Here is an 18,773-nt window from a genome sequence, read left to right as displayed (position 1 = left end):
TGGGGTCAGACCCGGCGGGTCTGACCCCGGGGCTTAATCAAGGTTCTTCAGCACCGTGGCCAGCTTGCCGAACAGCTCGTCGACATGCTGCTTCTCCAGCACCAGCGGCGGCGACAGCGCGATGATGTCGCCCGTCGTGCGTATCAGCACACCGTCGGCGAAGGCCTGCTTGAAGGCGTTGAAGGCGCGCGTGCCCGGTTTGCCGGCGATGGGATCGAGTTCGATGCCGGCGATCAGGCCGATGCTGCGCAGGTCGATCACGTGCGGCAAACCTTTCAAGGAATGCACGGCGTCGCTCCAGTACGCCTGCATCGCTTTCGCGTGGCCCAGGATGTCCTGCTCCTCGAACACCTGCAAGGTGGCCAGCGAGGCGGCGCAGGCCAGCGGGTGGCCGGAATACGTATAGCCGTGGAACAGTTCGATGCCCGGCGGCGCATCCATGAAGGCATCGTGGATGTATTTTTTGCTGAACACTGCCCCCATCGGCACCATGCCGTTGGTCAGGCCCTTCGCCGTCGTCATCAGGTCCGGCTCGACGTCGAAATAATCGGCGGCGAACGGCGTCGTCATGCGGCCGAAACCCGTGATCACTTCATCGAAAATCAGCAGGATGCCGTGCTTGGTGCACAGTTCGCGCAAGCGTTTCAGATAGCCTTTCGGCGGGATCAGCACGCCCGTGGAACCGGCCACCGGTTCGACGATGACGGCGGCAATCGTCGAGGCGTCGTGCAGGGCGACGATGCGCTCGAGCTCGTCGGCCAGGTGGGTGCCGTAGTCGGGCTCGCCCACCGTGTAGGCGTTCTGGTCCAGGTTGTGCGTGTGCGGCAGGTGGTCCACGCCCGGCAGCAGGGGGCCGAAGGTCTTGCGGTTGCCGCCGATGCCGCCCACGGAAATGCCGCCGAAGCCCACGCCGTGGTAACCGCGTTCACGGCCGATCAGGCGCGTGCGTGCACCCTCGCCGCGCGCCCGGTGGTAGGCCAGCGCGATCTTCAACGCCGTGTCGACGGCCTCGGAGCCGGAATTCGTATAAAACACGTGGCCGAACTTGTGGCCCGTGTAGTCCATCAGTTTTTCCGCCAGGTCGAAGGCGGCCGGATGGCCCATCTGGAAAGTGGGGGCGAAGTCGAGCTGGCCCACCATGTCGCGGATGGCGCCGACGATTTTCGGCTGCGCATGGCCGCACGGCACGCACCACAGTCCCGCCGTGCCATCGAGGATGGCGTTGCCATCGACGTCCTTGTAGTACATGCCTTCGGCCGACACCAGCAGGCGCGGGTTGGCCTTGAAATCGCGGTTGTTCGTAAACGGCATCCAGAATGCCGACATCGATTCCGGCCTTGTTTCGTTCATGACCTTCTCCTTGGGATGGGCTGGCGCGGGACCAGGATCGTTTTTGACGAAGCGTAAAATAATTTACCAGTTGGCAAAAAGCTGATGTAATAATAGACAGGCCATTCCCAATGGCACAGATACACAAACGGCAAAGTATCCCAACCGTACAGGTCGAAAAACCACTACAGTTTTGTGCAAGGCAGCAAAGGAGCCACCGTGAAGCACAGCGACAGCACAGACGATGCCCCCGAGCAAGCCAGCGGCTGGCCCGTACTCGACATCGACCGCCAGAAAAAGGGCGGCCTCGTCGAGCAGATCGTCATCGCCATCAGCGTCATGGTGGGCAGCCGCGCCCTGCGCATCGGCACGCGCATGCCGTCCGTGCGCCAGTTCGCCCGCTGCAATGGCGTGTCGACCTTTACCGTCGTCGAATCGTATGACCGCCTGGTCAACCTCGGCTTGCTGTCGTCGCGGCGCGGTTCCGGCTATTTCGTCGCGCGCCACGATATCGCCGCCTCGCCGCAATTGGCTGTGCATGCCAGCCCCACGGCCATCGACGCCCTCACGCCGGACCTGTATTCGGGCGTGTCCGACGCGCTGCCCGTGGGAGCGGGCTGGCTGCCGCCCGAGATGTATGGCGAAGCGACCGTGCTCGACGCCGTGCGCCAGGCCATGCGCATTCCCGCCAGCCGCCTGCGCGGCTATGGCCACCCTCTCGGCTTTCCCTCGCTGCGCCAGCACCTGGCAAGCAGCCTGTCGGAAGAGCTGTTCCAGGTCGAGCCGGACCAGGTCCTGCTGACGCACGGCGCCACGCATGCTTTTGACTTGATCCTGCGCAGCCTGACCAAGCCGGGCGACACGGTGCTGGTGGAGGACCCCGGCTACAGCAACCTGCAGTCGCTGATACGCCACCATGGCTGCATCCCCGTGGGCGTCCACCGCGGCGAAGCGGGCCTCGATCTCGATGCGCTGGCCGTTGAAGCCGCGCGCACCCAGCCGAAGCTCATGTTCGTCAACACGGTGCTGCAAAATCCGCTCGGTACTTCCCTGAGCCAGGCGCAGGCGCACCGCCTGCTGGCGCTGGCCGAACAATTCGATTTCTGGCTGGTGGAAGACGATATCTACCGCGAACTGGCGGCGCGCGGCGAAGCGTCGCTGGCGGCGATGGACGGCTTGCGCCGCGTGATCCGCGTGGGCAGTTTTTCCAAGACTCTGTCGCCCGTGCTGCGCGTGGGATCGATTTGCGCCTCGCCGCCGCTGGTGGCCGAACTGGTGCGCGTGAAAATGCTGGCGGGACTGACGACGTCGGAAATCAACGAGCGCGCCGTCTACCACGCCATCTCCGCGCGGCCCTACAAGCGCATGGTCGAACGGCTCGTGGCGCAGCTCGATGCGGCCCGCGAGCGCAGCATCGACTGCCTGGCGCAGGCGGGCATGGCGCCCGTGGCGCGGCCCCGCGGCGGCATGTTCGTCAGCGCCGGCTGGCCCGACGTGCAAACGCCGGAATGGAACGGCAAGATCATCGCCGACATGGCCTTGAAGGCGGGTATCCTGCTGTCGCCGAACGAATTTTTCATGCTGCGCGCGCCCGAGACGGTGTGGTTCCGCTTCAACGTGACCTACACCGATACCCCCGTGCTGCAGGCCTTCCTGCAATCGATACGCCCACGCTAAAGAAACCGCCATGGCCAGCGACAAATCCCCTGCCCTTCCCGTGAAAAATGCCGGCGGCCGGCGTTTGCAAAACCGCGACCGCCTGGAAGCGGACATCCTGGAGCAAGCCGTGCGCGCGTTCGCCGAATGCGGCTATGAGGGCGCGTCGATCGCCACCATCGCCGAGCGGGCCGGCCTGTCGAAGCAAAACCTGATGTATTACTTCCCGTCCAAGCAGCTGCTGTACCAGCGCGTGCTCGACGACGTGCTCGACGACTGGCTGGCGCGCATGGACATGCTGGCCAATGAAGACGACGAGCCGCGCGACGTGCTGCGCGCGTATATCGGCGCCAAGCTGCGTTTTTCGCGCGAACAGCCGTGGGCCTCGCGCGTGTATGCGCTGGAAGTGATCAATGGCGCGCCCCTGTACGGCACGCAGATACGCGACCGGGTCGTGCCCCTGCTGCGCAAGGATATCGCCGTCTTCGAAGCGTGGATCGCCGCCGGCCGGATCGCGCCTGTCAACGCCACGCATCTGATGTTCGCCATCTGGGCCATGACCCAATCGTATGCGGATTTTTCGGCACAGATGGCCCTGGTGCTGGAACGCAAGCAGCTCACGCGCAAGGACTATGAGGACGCGGAAGCCCTGATCGCGCACATGGTGCTGGCGGCGGTGGCCATGCCGCCAGCGGACGAAAAAAAACCGCCTCGACAGGCGGTTTTCTGAACGGCGCGAACGCTTACGCAGCCGTCTTGCTCTTGCGGCGGCGCGCCATGAAGCCGATCATGCCCAGGCCTGCCAGCAGCATCGCATAGGTTTCCGGTTCCGGCACGGCGGACACATAACCGGACACGTTGGTGGCATTGAAATAATGGTTCGCATTGACCTGGATGTTCGAGGCCCAGTTCCCCACCACCACGCTGCCGTTGATCTGGCCATTACCGCCGGCCAGGGTCGCCAGCGGCGCCAGGACGCTGCCGTACAGGCCCACGCCGTTCAAGGTGATGGTTTGCGCTTCATAGAAGTTGTACAGCACATTGTATTTGCTGAAATCGCCGTAGCCGCCGGACAGGTTCACATTCGTGCCGCTGATATTGAGGATCAGGGTGTCGTTCGTGTGCAGATTGCTGAACTTGAAGTTGTTCACCGAGCCCAGCGCCGCGGAAGTCAGGTCGAACACTTGCACATTGCCCGTGCCGCCCTTCAGGGTCATGCCGCCATAGGCCACCGAGCTGCTGCCCGTCGCTGCCACGTTGGCCAGCGAGGTCGAGGTGTTTTTCAGCTGCGCCGATGTCGTGGCGAACGACACGGGCGACACCGTGGTCTTGCTAGCCGTGTTCAGGCCCACGCTGCTTGTCGTCGTGCTGCCGCCCACATAGTAATTGCCGTTCTTGATCGAGCCGGAGCTGTAGTTCAGGTTGCCGCCAACCACCAGCGCATAGCCGGTGTTGCCATGCGTGACGTAGGCATCCTTGTTCTTGTCATTGACCGAATAGTTCGATGCCGTCAGATTGCCGGCCACCAGCACGCCGCCTTCGACATCGCTGCCGGACGCGCTGAAGTTACTGAGGGAATACAAATTGGCGCCACCGATGCCCAAATCGACAACACCGGCTTGCGCGGCGCCGGCGGCAAACACGGTCGACAAAACGAGAACGAATGATGATTTAGGCATGATTGACATTTTATTTCCAAAAAGAAAATTAACTTGACGCCAGAATATCATATCCATTCGCTTTGATATGTCGCAAACCAACAACTTTTGTAACAATAATGAAAACATAGTTGCTCGGCGGGAATCATTCTCCTGGCGCTGCCCGGAGAACGCCCCAGGCATCCGGATGACGCTGAAAACAGACGGGCAAACAGCCGTCTGTTCTGCACGTTCAATATTGCTTAGAAGCGCAGCCAACTTGGTGATACGATCGCGGCAGCGCCAGACCAGGCCAGCCCACAAAGTATGAAATCATAAGGATGAAGCACGCATGAAACGATTGTCCCTAGGCGCACTGATGCTGGCATATGCCTGCGGCGCGCAAGCCGATGTGTTTAACATGATCGACAACCAGCCGCTCAGCGAAACCTGGCTCAACGCGGGCTTTTATTCGTATCACTTTCAGCGCGACAAGAACCTGAACGACAGCAATCCGGGCCTGGGCGCCGAATACCGCTTCTCCACGGTCGCGTCGGTCACGGCCGGCCGCTTCTACAATAGCGACCGCGCCTACTCGAATTACCTGGGCGTGTACTACCAGCCAATCAAGGTGGGCCCGCTGCGCATCGGCGCCGTCGTTGGCGGCTTCAGCGGCTATCCGAAGATGCGCGATGGCGGCTGGTTCCCGGCCCTGGTCCCCACCATCAGCTATGAATACCAGCGCGTGGGCGTGAATATCGCCATCGTGCCCTCCTACAAGGATCGCCTGTATGGCGCGCTCAGTTTCCAGCTGAAACTGAAGGTCTTCGAGTAACCGTTTGTCGTTGCCTGTCGCCGTTCGGTCCGCCATTCCTGCCATTCGTCGCATACGCCATACCCGGCAGCAAGGATTTGCCTATAGTGGTTTCATTGCCAGCATGCATACGGCAGCGGCACCCACACGACAGGAGAACGGCATGAAAGACATCAATTCGGCACCGGGCAGCACTTCCTTCAGCGCTTTCTGGAACGAGCTGTGCGCTTACGCGCGCCAGGGGATGGCTGCCTTGCGCACCATGTCGTGGCCCATGCTGCTGGTCTGCTGCCTGGGCCTGGCGTTCCTGATCACCATCTTGCCGCTGGCCATCATGCTGTTTGCCCTCGTCATGCTGCTGAGATGGGCAAGCAACAACGACGATGCCGGCGCAGATCAGAAAGCGTCGGCTTCGCAGCATTCGCCGCAATAAAAATTTGCGTCGTGGCAAGAGTGCAATGATGGTTCTATGGCACTATGGATGGGCGCGGCACTGACGGGCATCAAAACCATCCAAATGGAGGGATTTGATACGGAACGCTACGCAGTATCCATGATCGAAGCTACTCCCCCTCAGCCATAGGAGTTTTCTGATGACCACGACAGCAAAAGCTACAGCAGCTACGACTATTCCCTGCCTGCGCTACCGCGACGCGCCCGCCGCCATCGAATGGCTGTGCAAGGCACTCGGTTTCGAAAAACAATTGATCGTGCCTGACGGCAATGGTGGTGTCGCCCATGCGCAACTGAGCTTTGGCAACGGCATGGTCATGGTGGCACCCGCCCTCGACAGCGACTATGGCCGCCTGATGAAACTGCCAAGCGACATCGGCGGCGCCAACACGCAAAACTGCTACCTGGTCGTCAGCGACGCCGATGCCGTCTACCGCAGCGCGCGCGAAGCCGGCGCCGAGATCGTGCTCGACATCAAGGATGAAGATTACGGCGGACGGGGCTTTACCTGCCGCGACCCGGAAGGCCACATCTGGAGCCTGGGCACCTACGATCCATGGTAAAACGGAGAACAATGATTGTCGCTACCCTCACCGCCGCCAGCCTTGCGCTGATCGGCGGTTTCCTGTCCGCTCCCGTCCTCGTCGACGAACATCTCAACCGCATTCATGCCCCGTCCGGCAAGGCGCCGTCGGCAGCCACTGTGGCCCTGCACCAGAGCCTGTGGATCGCCGACCTGCACGCCGACAGCCTGCTGTGGCAACGCGACCTGAACCGCGACAGCCAGCGCGGCCACGTCGACTTTCCCCGCCTGCAGCGGGCCAACGTGGCGCTGCAAGCCTTTTCCGTCGTCACCAAGACGCCGCGCAAGATGAATATCGAGCGCAATGGCAGCGACACGGACAACATCACGGCCCTGGTGGTGGCGCAAGGCTTGCCGCCCGCCACGTGGAACAGCCTGCTGGCGCGCGCCACCTGGCAGGCCGACGAGCTGCGCCAGCAAGCGGCAAATAGCCATGGCAAGGTGCGCGTCATCGGCAGCCGCGCCCAGTTGCGCAGCTTCATCGCCGCGCGCGAAAAAGACCCCGCCCTGCTGGCCGGCTGGCTGACACTGGAAGGCGCGCATGCGCTCGAAGGCAAGCTGGACAATCTCGACACCCTGTACCGGTCCGGCTACCGCATGGCCGCGCCCACGCATTTCTTCGACACGGAACTGTCCGGCTCCCAGCACGGCCTGAAAAAAGGCGGCCTGACGCCGCTGGGCAAGCAATGGTTGCGTGCCATGGAGCAGCGCAAGATGATCGTCGACCTGGCGCACGCCTCGCCGGCCACCATCGACGACGTACTGACGTTGGCGAAACGCCCCGTGATGGTCTCGCACACGGGCGTGCGCGGCACCTGCGCCAACGGGCGCAACCTGAGCGACGCCCAGCTGAAACGCATCGCCGCCCAGGGCGGCCTGGTGGGTATCGGCTTCTGGAATACGGCCGTCTGCGGCAAGGACGTGGCCTCGATCGCGCGCGCCATCAAGTACACGGTCAAGCTGATCGGCGCCGAACACGTGGCCTATGGTTCGGACTTCGACGGCGCCGTCACCACGGCCATCGACGCGGCCGGCTTGCCGCGCTTGACGCAGGCGCTGCTGGATGCTGGCCTGTCGGAAGCGCAGATCCGCCGCGTGGCAGGCGAAAACGTGCGCGACTTCCTGCTGAAGAACCTGCCGGACGATGACGCCTAGACTAGCCTAGCGCCTGAACCAGGGCCTGGTCCGCCACCTGGCGCGGCCGGATGCGTATCAGCTTGCGGTACAGCGGCGGCATCGACTCGCACAGCGCCAGCAGCGCGTCTTGCGCCATCGCCGGGCGCACGTACTGAAATTGCGCGGGATTATTCTCCGGCAGCGCCCCTTCCATGGTGGAGCCGTAGGCACCCAGGGTCATGACACTGGCGGCGCTGTCGTCCGGGCCGATGGCCAGCACGAAGGTGCCGTGCTTGGGGTGGCCCAGGTAGCTTTTGATTTCCTCCTGCAGCGCCGGCGCCGCATTCGCCATCAATTCAAAACGCAGCTGCGCGTACTGGCGCGTGCATTCCATGAACGGCGTGCGGATGGCCGACTGGCTCAACTTACCCGGCATGCATAGCAGCAGGTTGCCGAAGGAATCGAGCAAGGCGGCCGCATCGCCCTGGCCGCCATCACGCGCGTCCTGCTCCATGGCCGCCTGCAGGAATGGCGCCAGGCCCGCGTCGGGCGCGTGCGGGTCGCAGCGGTAAGTCAGGGCGTCGGGATAGCGGCGGCGCAAGGCGCGCACCACGACATGCTCGGGCGGCAAGGCGGCGGGATCGCGCAGGGGCACGTCGTCGCCGGCGTTCAGCAGCTGCATCACCTGCGCCGATGTCGCTTCGAACACGAGCGAGCACAGTGCCTGCGTCGCCTCATGGATGCTCTTGCCGATGAAAAAAGATTTGGGCGCGGCGCCGGACGGCAGGCGCGCATACTCGGTGGCGCCGCGCACGGCCGGATAGCAAAAACTGCGGCCGGCCTGCGCCTGCAGCGGCGCCGGCAAGGCCGTAAACGTGGCGCTGCCATCGTAATTGATGCCCGCCTTGACGTCGGGCGCGGCCACCACCACGTTGAAGCCTGCCGCCAGGATCGCCCCCGTGCACATGCAGCAGGGGTCGAGCGAAGTGACGATGGTCAGTTCACCCGGCGGCGGCAAGAGCGCGCCCTTGGCCCGCTCGGCGAAATACCAGTCCACCAGCTGGCGCTCGCCATGCGCGGTGGGGTCGAACACCAGCCCCTGGCGCACGACGTTGTTGTGCATCGATTGCAGCACGTTGCCGGTGCCGTCGAGCAGCACGCCGCCCACGCCAAAGGTACCCTGCGTCTTCGCCGCCATGGCTTCGGCCGCGGCTATCGCCACGGCGGCCTGGATGTCGATCGTCTTGTTCAAGCGGATCCTGTTACTTCATGTCCAGGTCGGAATTGCCGAAGCCGTGCGGCAGCAGCCAGCCCGCCGTCACTTCCATGACATCGTTTTTCAGGTTCGTCAGGATCACGGGCAGGTCGGCGCCGCCCATCTCGAAGATCACCTGGCGGCAGGCGCCGCATGGCGAAATCGGCTCGACCGTGTCGCCCGTGACGGCCAGTTTGGCGAAGTCGCCCGGTTTGCAGCCATGCGCGATGGCGCTGAAGAATGCCGTGCGCTCGGCGCAGTTGCACAACCCATACGCGGCGTTTTCCACGTTGCAGCCGCGGAAGACGCGGCCATCCTTGCACAGCAGCGCCGCGCCCACCTTGAAACGCGAGTATGGCGCGTAGGCCAGTTCACGGCCGGCGTTGGCTTCGGCGATCAGTTCTTGGTTGTTCATTTTTTCTGTTATACCTTTGAAATCATTAAGGCCGGGGTCAGACCCTCAACACCGCTGACACATAGCTCAGCGCCATCGCAAACGGGGGTCTGACCCCAGTTTTCAACTACGGTCGAATGGTACGATAAATCACCGGATTGCCGGCCAGCGCCACCGTGCTGATGTCATACGCTTGCTGGATTTCCCTGACGGCTTGCTGCGCCGCCGCTTCCGTGCGCGCGTGCACCATGGCCAGCGGCTGGCCGACAGCCACTTGCTCGCCCAGGCCCACGAGGTCCGTCAGACCGACGGCGAAATCGATGCTGTCGCTCGGAAGGCGGCGGCCACCGCCCAATGCCACGACTGCCAGGCCGATGGCGCGGCAATCGCGCACGTTGGCAAAGCCGGCGGACGGCGCTGGCGCCGGCACGACGAACGGCGCCTGTTCCAGGTGTTTATCAGGATGCTCGACCAGATCGGCCGGGCCGCCCAGGGCCGACACCATGCGCGCAAAGCGCTCGGCCGCTTTGCCCGAATCGAGGGCCGCGATCAATTTCACGCGCGCTTCCTCTTCGGTGGCGGCCAGGCCGCCCAGCACCAGCATCTCGGCGCACAGCGCCAGGGTGACTTCGTGCAGGCGAGCGGGACGCGAACGGCCCGTCAGGTAATCCATGGCGCCGCGCACTTCCAGCGCATTGCCGGCGTACGGCGCCAGCGACTCGTTCATGTCCGTCAGGATCGCCGACGTCTGCATGCCCGCGCCATTGCCCACGGCGACGATGCTCTCGGCCAGTTCCACCGACTTGTCGTAGGTGGGCATGAAGGCGCCCGTGCCCACTTTCACGTCCATCACCAGCGCGTCCAGCCCGGCCGACAGTTTCTTCGACAGGATGGAGCCGGTGATCATCGCCACCGATTCCACCGTGGCGGTGACGTCGCGGATGCTGTAGAAGCGCTTGTCGGCCGGCGCCAGCTGCGCCGTCTGGCCGATGATGGCCACGCCGATCTCCTGCACTACCTTGCGGAACAGTGCATTGTCCGGCACCGTGCAATAGCCTGGAATGGCGTCGAACTTGTCGAGGGTGCCGCCCGTGTGGCCCAGGCCGCGGCCCGAGATCATCGGCACGTAACCGCCGCACGCAGCGACCATGGGGCCCAGCAGCAGGGACACGACGTCGCCCACGCCGCCCGTCGAATGCTTGTCGACGATGGGGCCCGGCAGGTTCAGAGAGCGCCAGTCCAGCACCTGGCCGGAATCGCGCATGGCCAGGGTGAACGCCACGCGCTCGTCCATGTTCATGTCGTTGAAATAGACGGCCATGCCGAGCGCCGCGATCTGCCCTTCGCTGACGCTGCCGTCAGTGATGCCGCGTACGAAAAACTGGATTTCCTCGGCGCTCAGGACGCCCTTGTCGCGCTTCTTGCGGATGATTTCCTGGGTCAAAAACATGGAATAACTCCAATAAAAATAGGTTTGGGGTCAGTCCCTGCGGGATCGGGATACGCCCAATGGCGTATCCCCCCGACGGGTCTGACCCCAGCTTTGCAATTCCAACGATCAGTCAGTTAAACGCCGTAAGGTATCCACACGTTTTTCACTTGCGACGCATGCGCCAGCACGGCACGGCCGCCGCTTTGGGCGGCACTGAACCAGTCGCGGCCCTTCGCGCCGCCGACCCAGGTACGCTTCAGCGTGCCGGCCGACAGGCGCTCGACTTCCGCGCAACCGTCGGCGGAGCCGTCATGGCGCCAGACGGCGTCGATGTCGGCGTGCGTGGCCAGGGTGCGCGCCAGTTCATCGGCGTTGCCGCTGATGATGTTGACGACGCCGCCCGGCAGGTCGGACGTGTCGAACACCTGGTACAGGTCCAGCGCGGACAGCGGATGCGCTTCCGACGGCACCACTACCACGCGGTTGCCCAGCGCGATGGCCGGCGCCACCAGCGAGATGAAGCCGAGCAAAGGCGCTTCATTCGGGCAGACGATGCCGATCACGCCGACCGCTTCATTGAGCGCCACGGTGATGCCCTTGGTGGGCGGCTGGTGCGCCAGGCCGTCGTACTTGTCGGCCCAGGCGGCGTAGTAGAACAGGCGTTCGATCGATGCCTGCACTTCCTTCTCCGGGTTTTTACTGCCCGTCATGGCGGCGATGCGGGCGGCGAATTCGTCGGCGCGCGCTGCCAGATTTTCGGCGATGTAGTACAGTACTTGCGCGCGGTTGTGCGCCGTGGCGCTGGTCCAGCCGGACGCTTTATGGGCCGCTTCGACGGCGTTGCGGATGTCCTTGCGGCTGCCCACGCCCACTTCGGCCAGCAAGGCGCCATTCGCGCCGAACACGGGCGCGCTGTAGGCGCTGTCAGGGCGCGCCTGCTTGCCGCCGATGTACATCTTGGCCGTGCGGTCGATGGCGAACGGGTCGGCCGCTGCCGGCTTCACGTTGGCCTTGGCTTTCGCTTCCACCACCGGCAAGGCCGGGCGCGCATCTTCGGCCAGGGCCGTCATGTATTCCAGCATGCCTTCGCGGCCGCCTTCGCGACCGAAACCCGATTCGCGGTAGCCGCCGAAGCCGCAGGCCGCATCGAACTGGTTGGCGCTGTTGATCCACACTACGCCGGCCTTGATGGCGGGCGCGATATCGAGGGCCAGGCTGATCGACTCGGTCCACACGCTGGCGGCCAGGCCGTATACCGTGTTGTTCGCCAGCTGCACCGCTTCGGGCGGTGTGCGGAAGCTCATGGCCACCAGCACGGGGCCGAAGATTTCAGCCTGTGCCACGGCGGCCGACGTCGACGCGCCCGTGATCAGGGTAGGCGGGAACCACGAGCCGTCAGCCGGCAGTTCGCACGCGGGCTGCCACACGTCGCAGCCTTCGGCACGGGCCGAATCGACGAGCGCGGCGATGCGCTGGCGCTGCACGGGGTCGACCAGCGCGCCCACGTCCATCGATTTGTCCAGGGGCGAGCCGAGGCGCAGGTTTTCCATGCGGGCGCGCACCTTGTTCAGGAAGCGCTCCTGGACCGATTCCTGCACCAGCAGGCGCGAGCCGGCGCAGCACACTTGTCCCTGGTTGAACCAGATCGAATCGACCAGGCCTTCCACGGCGCCGTCCAGGTCCGCGTCTTCGAAGACGATGAACGGCGACTTGCCGCCCAATTCGAGGGACAGCTTCTTGCCGCTACCGGCCGTCGCTTCACGAATGAGGCGGCCCACTTCGGTGGAACCCGTAAACGCGATCTTGTCGACGCCGGGGTGGTTGACGATGGCCGAGCCCACTCTGCCGTCGCCCGTGACGATGTTGACCACGCCGGCCGGCACGCCCGCCTGCACGCACAATTCGGCGAACAGCATGGCGGTGAGCGACGTGAATTCGGCCGGCTTGAAGACGACCGTGTTACCGGCCGCCAGGGCCGGGGCGATTTTCCACGACAGCATCAGCAGGGGGAAATTCCACGGCACGATCTGGCCCACCACGCCCACGGCGCGGTAGTCGGCGAATTCTTCCGACTGCAGCTGCGCCCAGCCGGCGTGATGGTAGAAATGGCGCGCGGCCAGCGGCAGGTCGATATCGCGCGTTTCACGGATGGTCTTGCCGTTGTCCAGGGTTTCCAGCACGGCGAACAGGCGCGAATGCCTTTGCAGCAGACGGGCCAGCGCGTACATGACCTTGGCGCGGCCATGGCCTCCCATGCCTTGCCATACGGGCAGCGCGCGGCGCGCCGCTTCCACGGCCCGTTCCACGTCCGCATCGGTCGCTTGCGTCAGCTCGGCCAGCTGCGTGCCGTCGGCAGGATTGGTCGAGGCGAACAGTTCGGCCGGCTCGCTCCAGGCGTTGTCGATGAACAGGCCGAACTTGCGCTGATGGCCGTCGAGCCACGCTTGCGCTTCTTTTTGACTTTCGGGAGCAGGGCCGTAGTCCATAGTAGTGAGAATCTCGTTAATTGTAGTCATGACGAATGTTCTTTAAGGTTGTGCGTGACGATGATTGGCCGAGTAGCTGCCGGTGACGTAGTGCTCGAGCTGGCGCTCGATGTCGGTCAGCAGGCTGGAAGCGCCGATGCGGAACAGGTGCGGCTGCAGCCATTCGTTGCCCAGCTCTTCCTTCATCAGGGTCAGGTATTGCAGCGCGCTCTTGGCCGAGCTGACGCCGCCGGCCGGCTTGAAGCCCACCTTGAAACCCGTCTGTTCATAGTATTCGCGCACCGTGCGCACCATCGTCAGGGCCACGGGAATGGTGGCGTTGACGCTTTCCTTGCCGGTGGATGTCTTGATGAAATCGGCGCCGGCCATCATGCACACCCACGACGCCTTGGCCACGTTTTCCATGGTTAGCAAGTCGCCCGTGGCGAGAATCGCCTTCACGTGCGCTTCGCCGCACGCCTTGCGGTAAGCCAGCATTTCGTCATACAGCACTTGCCAGTTGCCGTTCAGGACATGCTGGCGCGTGATGACGATATCGATTTCCGAAGCGCCCGCGGCGACCGACAGTTCGATCTCGCGCAGCTTCGTTTCCATGTTCGTCAGGCCGGCCGGAAAGGCGGTCGACACGGCGGCGATGGGCAAGCGGCCCTGGATGACTTTCACGGCCGGTTGAATCATCTCGTGGTACACGCACACGGCGCCGGTGCTCAGCTGCGTCAGGCCCAGCGCGTCCATCAGGTCGGCGCGCAACGGGCGCATGGCCTTCATGCACAGGCGCTCCACGCGGCCCGGCGTATCGTCGCCGCCCAGGGTGGTCAGGTCGATCATCTGGATGGCTTTCACCAGCCAGGCGGCCTGGTATTCCTTTTTCACGGTACGGCGGTTCGCCAGGCTGGCCGCGCGGCGGTCCGTCGCGGCGCGGTTGACGCGGATCTGGTTGATCCAGCCCAGGTCGAGGCCAACGGCCTCGTTACGCTTGAATTCGGGGTGCATGAGTGTCATAACAAGCTGGTTCCATTAGCAAGTGGTGGTACGCCAAGGTGCTTGGCGAGGGTTTGGCCAATATCGGAGAACGTCTCGGAAATACCCAGCGCGCGCGGGGCGACGCCGGGACCGAAGAAGATCATCGGAATGTGTTCGCGGGTGTGGTCGGAGCCGTGCCAGGTGGGGTCGCAGCCATGGTCGGCGGTGATCACGACCAGGTCGCCTTCCTTCAGCTTGGCCATGAATTCCGGCAGGCGCGCATCCATTTCGCGCAGCGCGTCGGCATAGCCTTCGACGTTGCGGCGGTGGCCGAATGCCTGGTCGAAATCGACGAAGTTGACAAAAGTGAGCGACTTGTCCTGCACTTCATCGGCCGTCTTCAACAGCGCTTCAAACAGCGCCATGTTGTCGACACCCTTCACGACTCTGGAAATACCCTGGGTGGCGAAAATGTCGCTGATCTTGCCCAGGCCGACGACTTCGCCGCCCGCATCCTTGACGTGGTCGAGCAGGGTCTTGCTTGGCGGCGCCACCGCATAGTCGTGGCGGTTGGACGTGCGCGTGTAGTTGCCGTTGCTGCCCGTGAACGGACGGGCGATGACGCGGCCGATGTTGTACGGCTCGACCAGCTTGAAGGCCATTTCGCACACTTCGTACAGGCGCTCGAGGCCGAACGATTCTTCGTGCGCGGCGATCTGCATCACCGAGTCGCCCGAGGTGTAGATAATCAGCTTGCCGGTGGCGACGTGCTCGTCGCCATGCTTGTTGATGATGTCCGTGCCCGAGGCATGGCAGTCGCCGAGGAAGCCCGGCACGCCGGACAGGGCTTTCAGCTTGTCGGTCAGGTCGGCCGGAAACGACGGCGTGGTGCGGGGAAAATATCCCCAGTCGAATTCGACGGGCACGCCGGCGATTTCCCAGTGGCCGCTCTGCGTGTCCTTGCCGGTGGAGCGCTCGCGCGCCGCGCCGTAGGCGCCGGTGAAACCGTCGCGCTGGTCGAAGCCCGTGGCCCATTCGCCGCTGGCCAGGTGCGCCGCGGCGCCCAGTCCCAGGCGTTCCATGTTCGGGAGTTTCAAGGTCTTGCCGCTTTTGGCGACAGTGCTGGCAATGTGACCAAAGGTATTGGCACCTGCGTCGCCATACTTGGCGGCGTCTGGCGTCGCGCCAAGGCCGAAGGAATCAAGCAGGAGGATAAATGCGCGTGACATGATAAGGCTCGCTTTATGGAGTGATGCAAAGATGATGCGGTCAGTGTAGGCCGGATTTTCCCGGCCTGCCGCGCGGCAGCGCCGATGGCCGGCGCGCCGCTGCTGCATAAAAAAGTGCTTAGGCTTGCGGCTTTTCAGCTACTTTGGAGAGGAAAGCCAGAATCAGCTTGACCAGGTCTTTCGCGCCGATGGCCGCGTATTTCAGGGTTTGTTCGTGCGACAGGGCGAATGGCGACATGCCTTCGGCCAGGTTGGTGATGACGGACACGCCCACCACTTTCAGGTCGCAATGGCGGGCCGAGACCACTTCCGGCACCACGGACATGCCGACCGTGTCGGCGCCCAGGCGCGCCATCATGCGGATTTCGGCGGCCGTCTCGAAGTTCGGGCCAGGGTAGGCGACGAACACGCCTTCGTGCAGGGTGATGCCGCTGGCGGCTGCCGTGTCCTTGACCAGCTTGCGCAGGTCCGCATCGTAGGCGTTGGCCATGCTGAAGAAGCGCGGGCCGAAGCGGTCGTCGTTCGGGCCGACCATCGGCGTGCCTGGCAACAGGTTGATATGGTCGCTGATGGCGACCAGACTGCCGGCGTCCACTTCAGGGCGCAGGGAACCGGCGGCGTTGGTAACGAACAGCATTTCGCAGCCCAGCAGTTTCAAGGTGCGGATGGCGCTCGTCATCACGCCCATGCCATAGCCTTCATAGAAATGGCCACGGCCCTTCATGCAGACGACGGCGACGCCCGACAGGGTGCCGACCACCAGTTCGCCGGCATGGCCGTGCACGGTGCTGATCGGGAAGCCTGGCAATTCGTCAAAGCTGATGCTGACGGCGTCCGTCATCTGCTCGGCCAACACACCCAGGCCGGAGCCGAGGATCATCGCCACGCGCGGCTTGAAATTTTCAGGGGCGCGGGCACGGATGATTTCGGCGGCGTGGAAAGGGGTGTTGTTCGACATGGTTATCCTCTGATTGACTAATGATGATTGGTTGCTGCCTGCACGGCCGTGCCCGGTATGGACTGCGGCCCAGGTAGCGGGTATCTATGGTGTTACTGGTATATCGAAATGCGTATGGCTGTATTTGCCGCCACTATGCATCAAACGGAATATGTATGGCAAATACCATTTTTCTTGCCCATTTATACAATTCAAATATAAATGGCCGATATTATAGTCGAGGCTAGCCCAGGCCCGCCATGCCCGGGAAATGCATGCATACAAGCTCCATACGAAGGTTTTTTTATGCACGCTTGACACCAATCGGACAAATGTTTAAAGTTTCGGACAAATGTTTATCCTTTCAGTGAAACCTTGTGACCGATACCAATAAAAAAGACCAGCTATATGCGCTGATCCGCAACAACCCCTTCATCTCGCAGCAAGACCTGGCGAGCGAGCTGGGCTTGTCGCGCTCGGCCGTCGCCGGCCACATCGCCGGACTCATCCGCGAGCGACGCCTGCTGGGACGCGCCTACGTGCTGCCCGACAGCCGTCCCGTGCTGTGCATAGGCGCCGCCAACCTCGACCGCAAGATGCGCACGCTGGCAACCTTGCAGATGGGCACCTCGAATCCCGTGCGTTCGGAAGAAGTGTTTGGCGGCGTGGGCCGCAACATCGCGGAAAACCTGGCCCGGCTGTCGATTCCTGTGGCCCTGCTGACGGCCCTGGGCGACGACGCGGCCGGCCATGCGCTGCAGACGCACGCGGAAGACGCGGGCATCGACATGCGCGGCAGCCTGCATTTAAGCAACACCAGCAGCGGCACCTATACCGCCGTGCTCGACGAGCATGGCGAAATGCTGCTGGCGATGGCCAACATGCAGCTGTACGAACAGCTGACGCCGGCCTTTTTGCACAGCCGCCAGCCGCAGCGCGCCGCCGCCGCCCTCACCGTCTGCGACCTGAACCTGAGCCACGACAGCGTGCAGGCACTGCTGGCCGATGCGCGCCAGGACGCGGCCCGCGCGACGCCGCTCGTCATCGTCGCCGTCTCGCAGCCGAAGATGGCGCACCTGCCGCAAGACCTGACGGGCTTGCACCTGCTGATCCTGAACCGGGGCGAACTGGAAACGCGCGTGGCGCGCGCCTTGCCGACGGCGTTCGAGGTGCGCGCCGCCTGCCGCGAAGTGCAGCGCCAGGGGGCGCGTCAGGTGATCGTCACCTGCGGCGGCGAAGGCGTGTATTTCACGGATGGCGACCATCTTGATGCACCCATCGTGCACCTGGCCGCGCGCGAAGTGGACGCCGTCGACGTGACGGGCGCAGGCGACGCGTTTTCCGCCGCCGTCTGCTGGTCGCTGTACCACGACATCAGCGACTTGAAACTGGCTTGCCGGCGCGGCCTGAAGCTGGCGGCCATGACCCTGGAATCGGCTGCCACCGTCTCGCCCCTGATTTCGGCCGGCGCCCTCGACGACATCGACGACGCCGACCTGGCGCCGCCTCCCCCTACCCTCTTTCAACAGGATTGACACATGACGCAACTGAATAATTTCCTCTCGTTCTCGCAAGAAGTGCTCGATGCGCGCGCCGCCGGCAAGGCCATCGTGGCGCTGGAATCGACCATCATTTCGCACGGCATGCCGTATCCGCAAAACGTGGAAATGGCGCGCGAAGTGGAGCAGATCATCCGTGACGGCGGCGCCGTGCCGGCCACCATCGCCATCATCGGCGGCAAGATCTGTGTGGGCCTGTCGCCGGAGCAGCTGGAATTGCTGGGCACCTCGCCCGACGCCATGAAGGTCAGCCGCCGCGACCTGCCGTTCGTCCTGTCGCAGGGAAAACTGGGCGCCACCACCGTGGCCGCCACCATGATCTGCGCGGAACTGGCCGGCATTGCCGTGTTCGTCACGGGCGGCATCGGCGGCGTGCACCGCGGCGCGGAAACGAGCTTCGACATTTCCGCCGACTTGCAGGAATTGGCGCACACGTCCGTGGCCGTCGTCTGCGCGGGCGTCAAATCCATCCTCGACATCGGCCTGACCCTGGAATACCTGGAAACCCACGGCGTGCCCGTCATCAGCGTGGGCCAGGAAGGCTTCCCCGCCTTCTTTACGCGCGAAAGCGGCTTCAAGGCTGATTTCCGCCTCGACACGGCCGCCGAGCAGGCCGCCTTCATCGGCACCAAGTGGCAGCTGGGCTTGAAAGGCGGCGTGATCGTCAGCAACCCCGTGCCGGCCGCGCAAGCGATGCCCAAGGAAGAGATCGATGCGATCACCACGCAAGCCTTGCAGGAAGCGGACGCGGGCGGCGTGAAGGGCAAGCAAGTCACGCCATTCCTGTTGTCGCGCATCAAGCAGCTGACGGATGGCCGCAGCCTGGCGACGAATATCGCCCTGGTCAAACACAATGCCCAAGTCGGCACCGCGCTGGCCATTGCCATGCAGGCGGTCGTGGCACGATAATAGGACCGCTGTAAAGAAAGC

Annotated in this window: 17 protein-coding genes; 8 read left to right on the top strand and 9 right to left on the bottom strand. The window is 63.7% G+C overall.

From position 1 onward, the window contains the following. Positions 1 to 33: 33 nt before the first annotated feature. Complete coding sequence (locus JAB4_RS06530; protein WP_070219308.1) at positions 34 to 1,350, bottom strand: aspartate aminotransferase family protein; 1,317 nt, start codon at positions 1,348 to 1,350, stop codon at positions 34 to 36. A 198-nt stretch (positions 1,351 to 1,548) separates the two neighbouring features. On the opposite strand from JAB4_RS06530, the gene JAB4_RS06525 reads away from it, so the two are divergent. Further along, positions 1,549 to 3,006 (top strand): PLP-dependent aminotransferase family protein, encoded by a 1,458-nt coding sequence (locus JAB4_RS06525; RefSeq protein ID WP_070219309.1) that lies wholly within the window; start codon positions 1,549 to 1,551, stop codon positions 3,004 to 3,006. Between the two features lie 10 nt (positions 3,007 to 3,016). Then, a complete protein-coding gene (locus tag JAB4_RS06520; protein WP_070219310.1) occupies positions 3,017 to 3,715 on the top strand; it encodes a TetR/AcrR family transcriptional regulator in 699 nt (232 codons plus the stop codon). A gap of 13 nt (positions 3,716 to 3,728) precedes the next feature. Here the strand turns inward: JAB4_RS06520 and JAB4_RS06515 are convergent, their stop codons facing one another. Beyond that, entirely contained in the window at positions 3,729 to 4,664 is a 936-nt protein-coding gene (locus tag JAB4_RS06515) for a choice-of-anchor A family protein (RefSeq protein ID WP_070219352.1), read from the bottom strand. A 310-nt stretch (positions 4,665 to 4,974) separates the two neighbouring features. Between JAB4_RS06515 and JAB4_RS06510 the strand changes: the two genes are divergently transcribed. The 4 genes from JAB4_RS06510 to JAB4_RS06495 all read left to right on the top strand — a co-directional run bounded on the left by JAB4_RS06510 (position 4,975) and on the right by JAB4_RS06495 (position 7,627). Further along, a complete protein-coding gene (locus JAB4_RS06510) occupies positions 4,975 to 5,457 on the top strand; it encodes a hypothetical protein (RefSeq protein ID WP_070219311.1) in 483 nt (160 codons plus the stop codon). 142 nt (positions 5,458 to 5,599) lie between these two features. Next, positions 5,600 to 5,869 carry a hypothetical protein gene (locus tag JAB4_RS06505; protein WP_070219312.1) on the top strand — a complete coding sequence of 90 codons (270 nt, stop codon included), beginning with the start codon at positions 5,600 to 5,602 and terminating at the stop codon, positions 5,867 to 5,869. Between the two features lie 160 nt (positions 5,870 to 6,029). After that, positions 6,030 to 6,452: a VOC family protein gene (locus tag JAB4_RS06500; RefSeq protein WP_070219313.1), complete on the top strand. Its 423-nt coding sequence runs from the start codon at positions 6,030 to 6,032 to the stop codon at positions 6,450 to 6,452. Positions 6,453 to 6,463: 11 nt separating this feature from the next. Further along, positions 6,464 to 7,627: a dipeptidase gene (locus JAB4_RS06495; RefSeq protein WP_139143727.1), complete on the top strand. Its 1,164-nt coding sequence runs from the start codon at positions 6,464 to 6,466 to the stop codon at positions 7,625 to 7,627. 1 nt (position 7,628) lies between these two features. Here the strand turns inward: JAB4_RS06495 and JAB4_RS06490 are convergent, their stop codons facing one another. The 7 genes from JAB4_RS06490 to xapA all read right to left on the bottom strand — a co-directional run bounded on the left by JAB4_RS06490 (position 7,629) and on the right by xapA (position 16,305). Next, positions 7,629 to 8,846 carry a nucleoside deaminase gene (locus JAB4_RS06490; RefSeq protein WP_175444783.1) on the bottom strand — a complete coding sequence of 406 codons (1,218 nt, stop codon included), beginning with the start codon at positions 8,844 to 8,846 and terminating at the stop codon, positions 7,629 to 7,631. A gap of 4 nt (positions 8,847 to 8,850) precedes the next feature. Further along, positions 8,851 to 9,258 carry a cytidine deaminase gene (locus tag JAB4_RS06485; RefSeq protein WP_035824999.1) on the bottom strand — a complete coding sequence of 136 codons (408 nt, stop codon included), beginning with the start codon at positions 9,256 to 9,258 and terminating at the stop codon, positions 8,851 to 8,853. Between the two features lie 106 nt (positions 9,259 to 9,364). Then, entirely contained in the window at positions 9,365 to 10,687 is a 1,323-nt protein-coding gene (deoA, locus tag JAB4_RS06480; protein WP_070219316.1) for a thymidine phosphorylase, read from the bottom strand. 116 nt (positions 10,688 to 10,803) lie between these two features. After that, a complete protein-coding gene (locus tag JAB4_RS06475; protein ID WP_070219317.1) occupies positions 10,804 to 13,155 on the bottom strand; it encodes an aldehyde dehydrogenase family protein in 2,352 nt (783 codons plus the stop codon). Positions 13,156 to 13,197: 42 nt separating this feature from the next. Further along, positions 13,198 to 14,157, bottom strand: a complete 960-nt coding sequence (gene deoC / locus JAB4_RS06470; RefSeq protein WP_070219318.1) for a deoxyribose-phosphate aldolase — start codon at positions 14,155 to 14,157, stop codon at positions 13,198 to 13,200. Further along, positions 14,154 to 15,347: a phosphopentomutase gene (locus tag JAB4_RS06465; protein ID WP_070219353.1), complete on the bottom strand. Its 1,194-nt coding sequence runs from the start codon at positions 15,345 to 15,347 to the stop codon at positions 14,154 to 14,156. The genes deoC and JAB4_RS06465 overlap by 4 nt, the downstream gene beginning before the upstream one ends. 118 nt (positions 15,348 to 15,465) lie before the next feature. Next, on the bottom strand, positions 15,466 to 16,305 hold the full coding sequence (gene xapA, locus JAB4_RS06460) for a xanthosine phosphorylase (RefSeq protein ID WP_070219319.1): 840 nt from the start codon (positions 16,303 to 16,305) through the stop codon (positions 15,466 to 15,468). A 356-nt stretch (positions 16,306 to 16,661) separates the two neighbouring features. On the opposite strand from xapA, the gene JAB4_RS06455 reads away from it, so the two are divergent. Both JAB4_RS06455 and JAB4_RS06450 read left to right on the top strand, forming a co-directional pair. Then, the gene (locus tag JAB4_RS06455) at positions 16,662 to 17,819 is read left to right on the top strand and encodes a carbohydrate kinase (protein WP_070219320.1); all 1,158 of its coding nucleotides are present in this window, start codon (positions 16,662 to 16,664) and stop codon (positions 17,817 to 17,819) included. Between the two features lie 12 nt (positions 17,820 to 17,831). After that, the gene (locus tag JAB4_RS06450) at positions 17,832 to 18,752 is read left to right on the top strand and encodes a pseudouridine-5'-phosphate glycosidase (protein WP_070219354.1); all 921 of its coding nucleotides are present in this window, start codon (positions 17,832 to 17,834) and stop codon (positions 18,750 to 18,752) included. Positions 18,753 to 18,773: the final 21 nt, after the last annotated feature.

Source organism: Janthinobacterium sp. HH102 (assembly GCF_001758625.2).
Classification (GTDB): Bacteria; Pseudomonadota; Gammaproteobacteria; order Burkholderiales; family Burkholderiaceae_D; genus Janthinobacterium.
Note: the sequence above shows the minus strand (reverse complement) of the source record. Positions and strands in the feature narration are given on the sequence as shown.

Coding starts and splice junctions, on each gene's coding strand:
- JAB4_RS06530 (WP_070219308.1), bottom strand. CDS start 1,350: ATGAACGAAACAAGGCCGGAATCGATGTCGGCATTCTGGATGCCGTTT.
- JAB4_RS06520 (WP_070219310.1), top strand. CDS start 3,017: ATGGCCAGCGACAAATCCCCTGCCCTTCCCGTGAAAAATGCCGGCGGC.
- JAB4_RS06515 (WP_070219352.1), bottom strand. CDS start 4,664: ATGCCTAAATCATCATTCGTTCTCGTTTTGTCGACCGTGTTTGCCGCC.
- JAB4_RS06510 (WP_070219311.1), top strand. CDS start 4,975: ATGAAACGATTGTCCCTAGGCGCACTGATGCTGGCATATGCCTGCGGC.
- JAB4_RS06505 (WP_070219312.1), top strand. CDS start 5,600: ATGAAAGACATCAATTCGGCACCGGGCAGCACTTCCTTCAGCGCTTTC.
- JAB4_RS06500 (WP_070219313.1), top strand. CDS start 6,030: ATGACCACGACAGCAAAAGCTACAGCAGCTACGACTATTCCCTGCCTG.
- JAB4_RS06495 (WP_139143727.1), top strand. CDS start 6,464: ATGATTGTCGCTACCCTCACCGCCGCCAGCCTTGCGCTGATCGGCGGT.
- JAB4_RS06485 (WP_035824999.1), bottom strand. CDS start 9,258: ATGAACAACCAAGAACTGATCGCCGAAGCCAACGCCGGCCGTGAACTG.
- deoA (WP_070219316.1), bottom strand. CDS start 10,687: ATGTTTTTGACCCAGGAAATCATCCGCAAGAAGCGCGACAAGGGCGTC.
- JAB4_RS06475 (WP_070219317.1), bottom strand. CDS start 13,155: ATGGACTACGGCCCTGCTCCCGAAAGTCAAAAAGAAGCGCAAGCGTGG.
- deoC (WP_070219318.1), bottom strand. CDS start 14,157: ATGACACTCATGCACCCCGAATTCAAGCGTAACGAGGCCGTTGGCCTC.
- JAB4_RS06465 (WP_070219353.1), bottom strand. CDS start 15,347: ATGTCACGCGCATTTATCCTCCTGCTTGATTCCTTCGGCCTTGGCGCG.
- xapA (WP_070219319.1), bottom strand. CDS start 16,305: ATGTCGAACAACACCCCTTTCCACGCCGCCGAAATCATCCGTGCCCGC.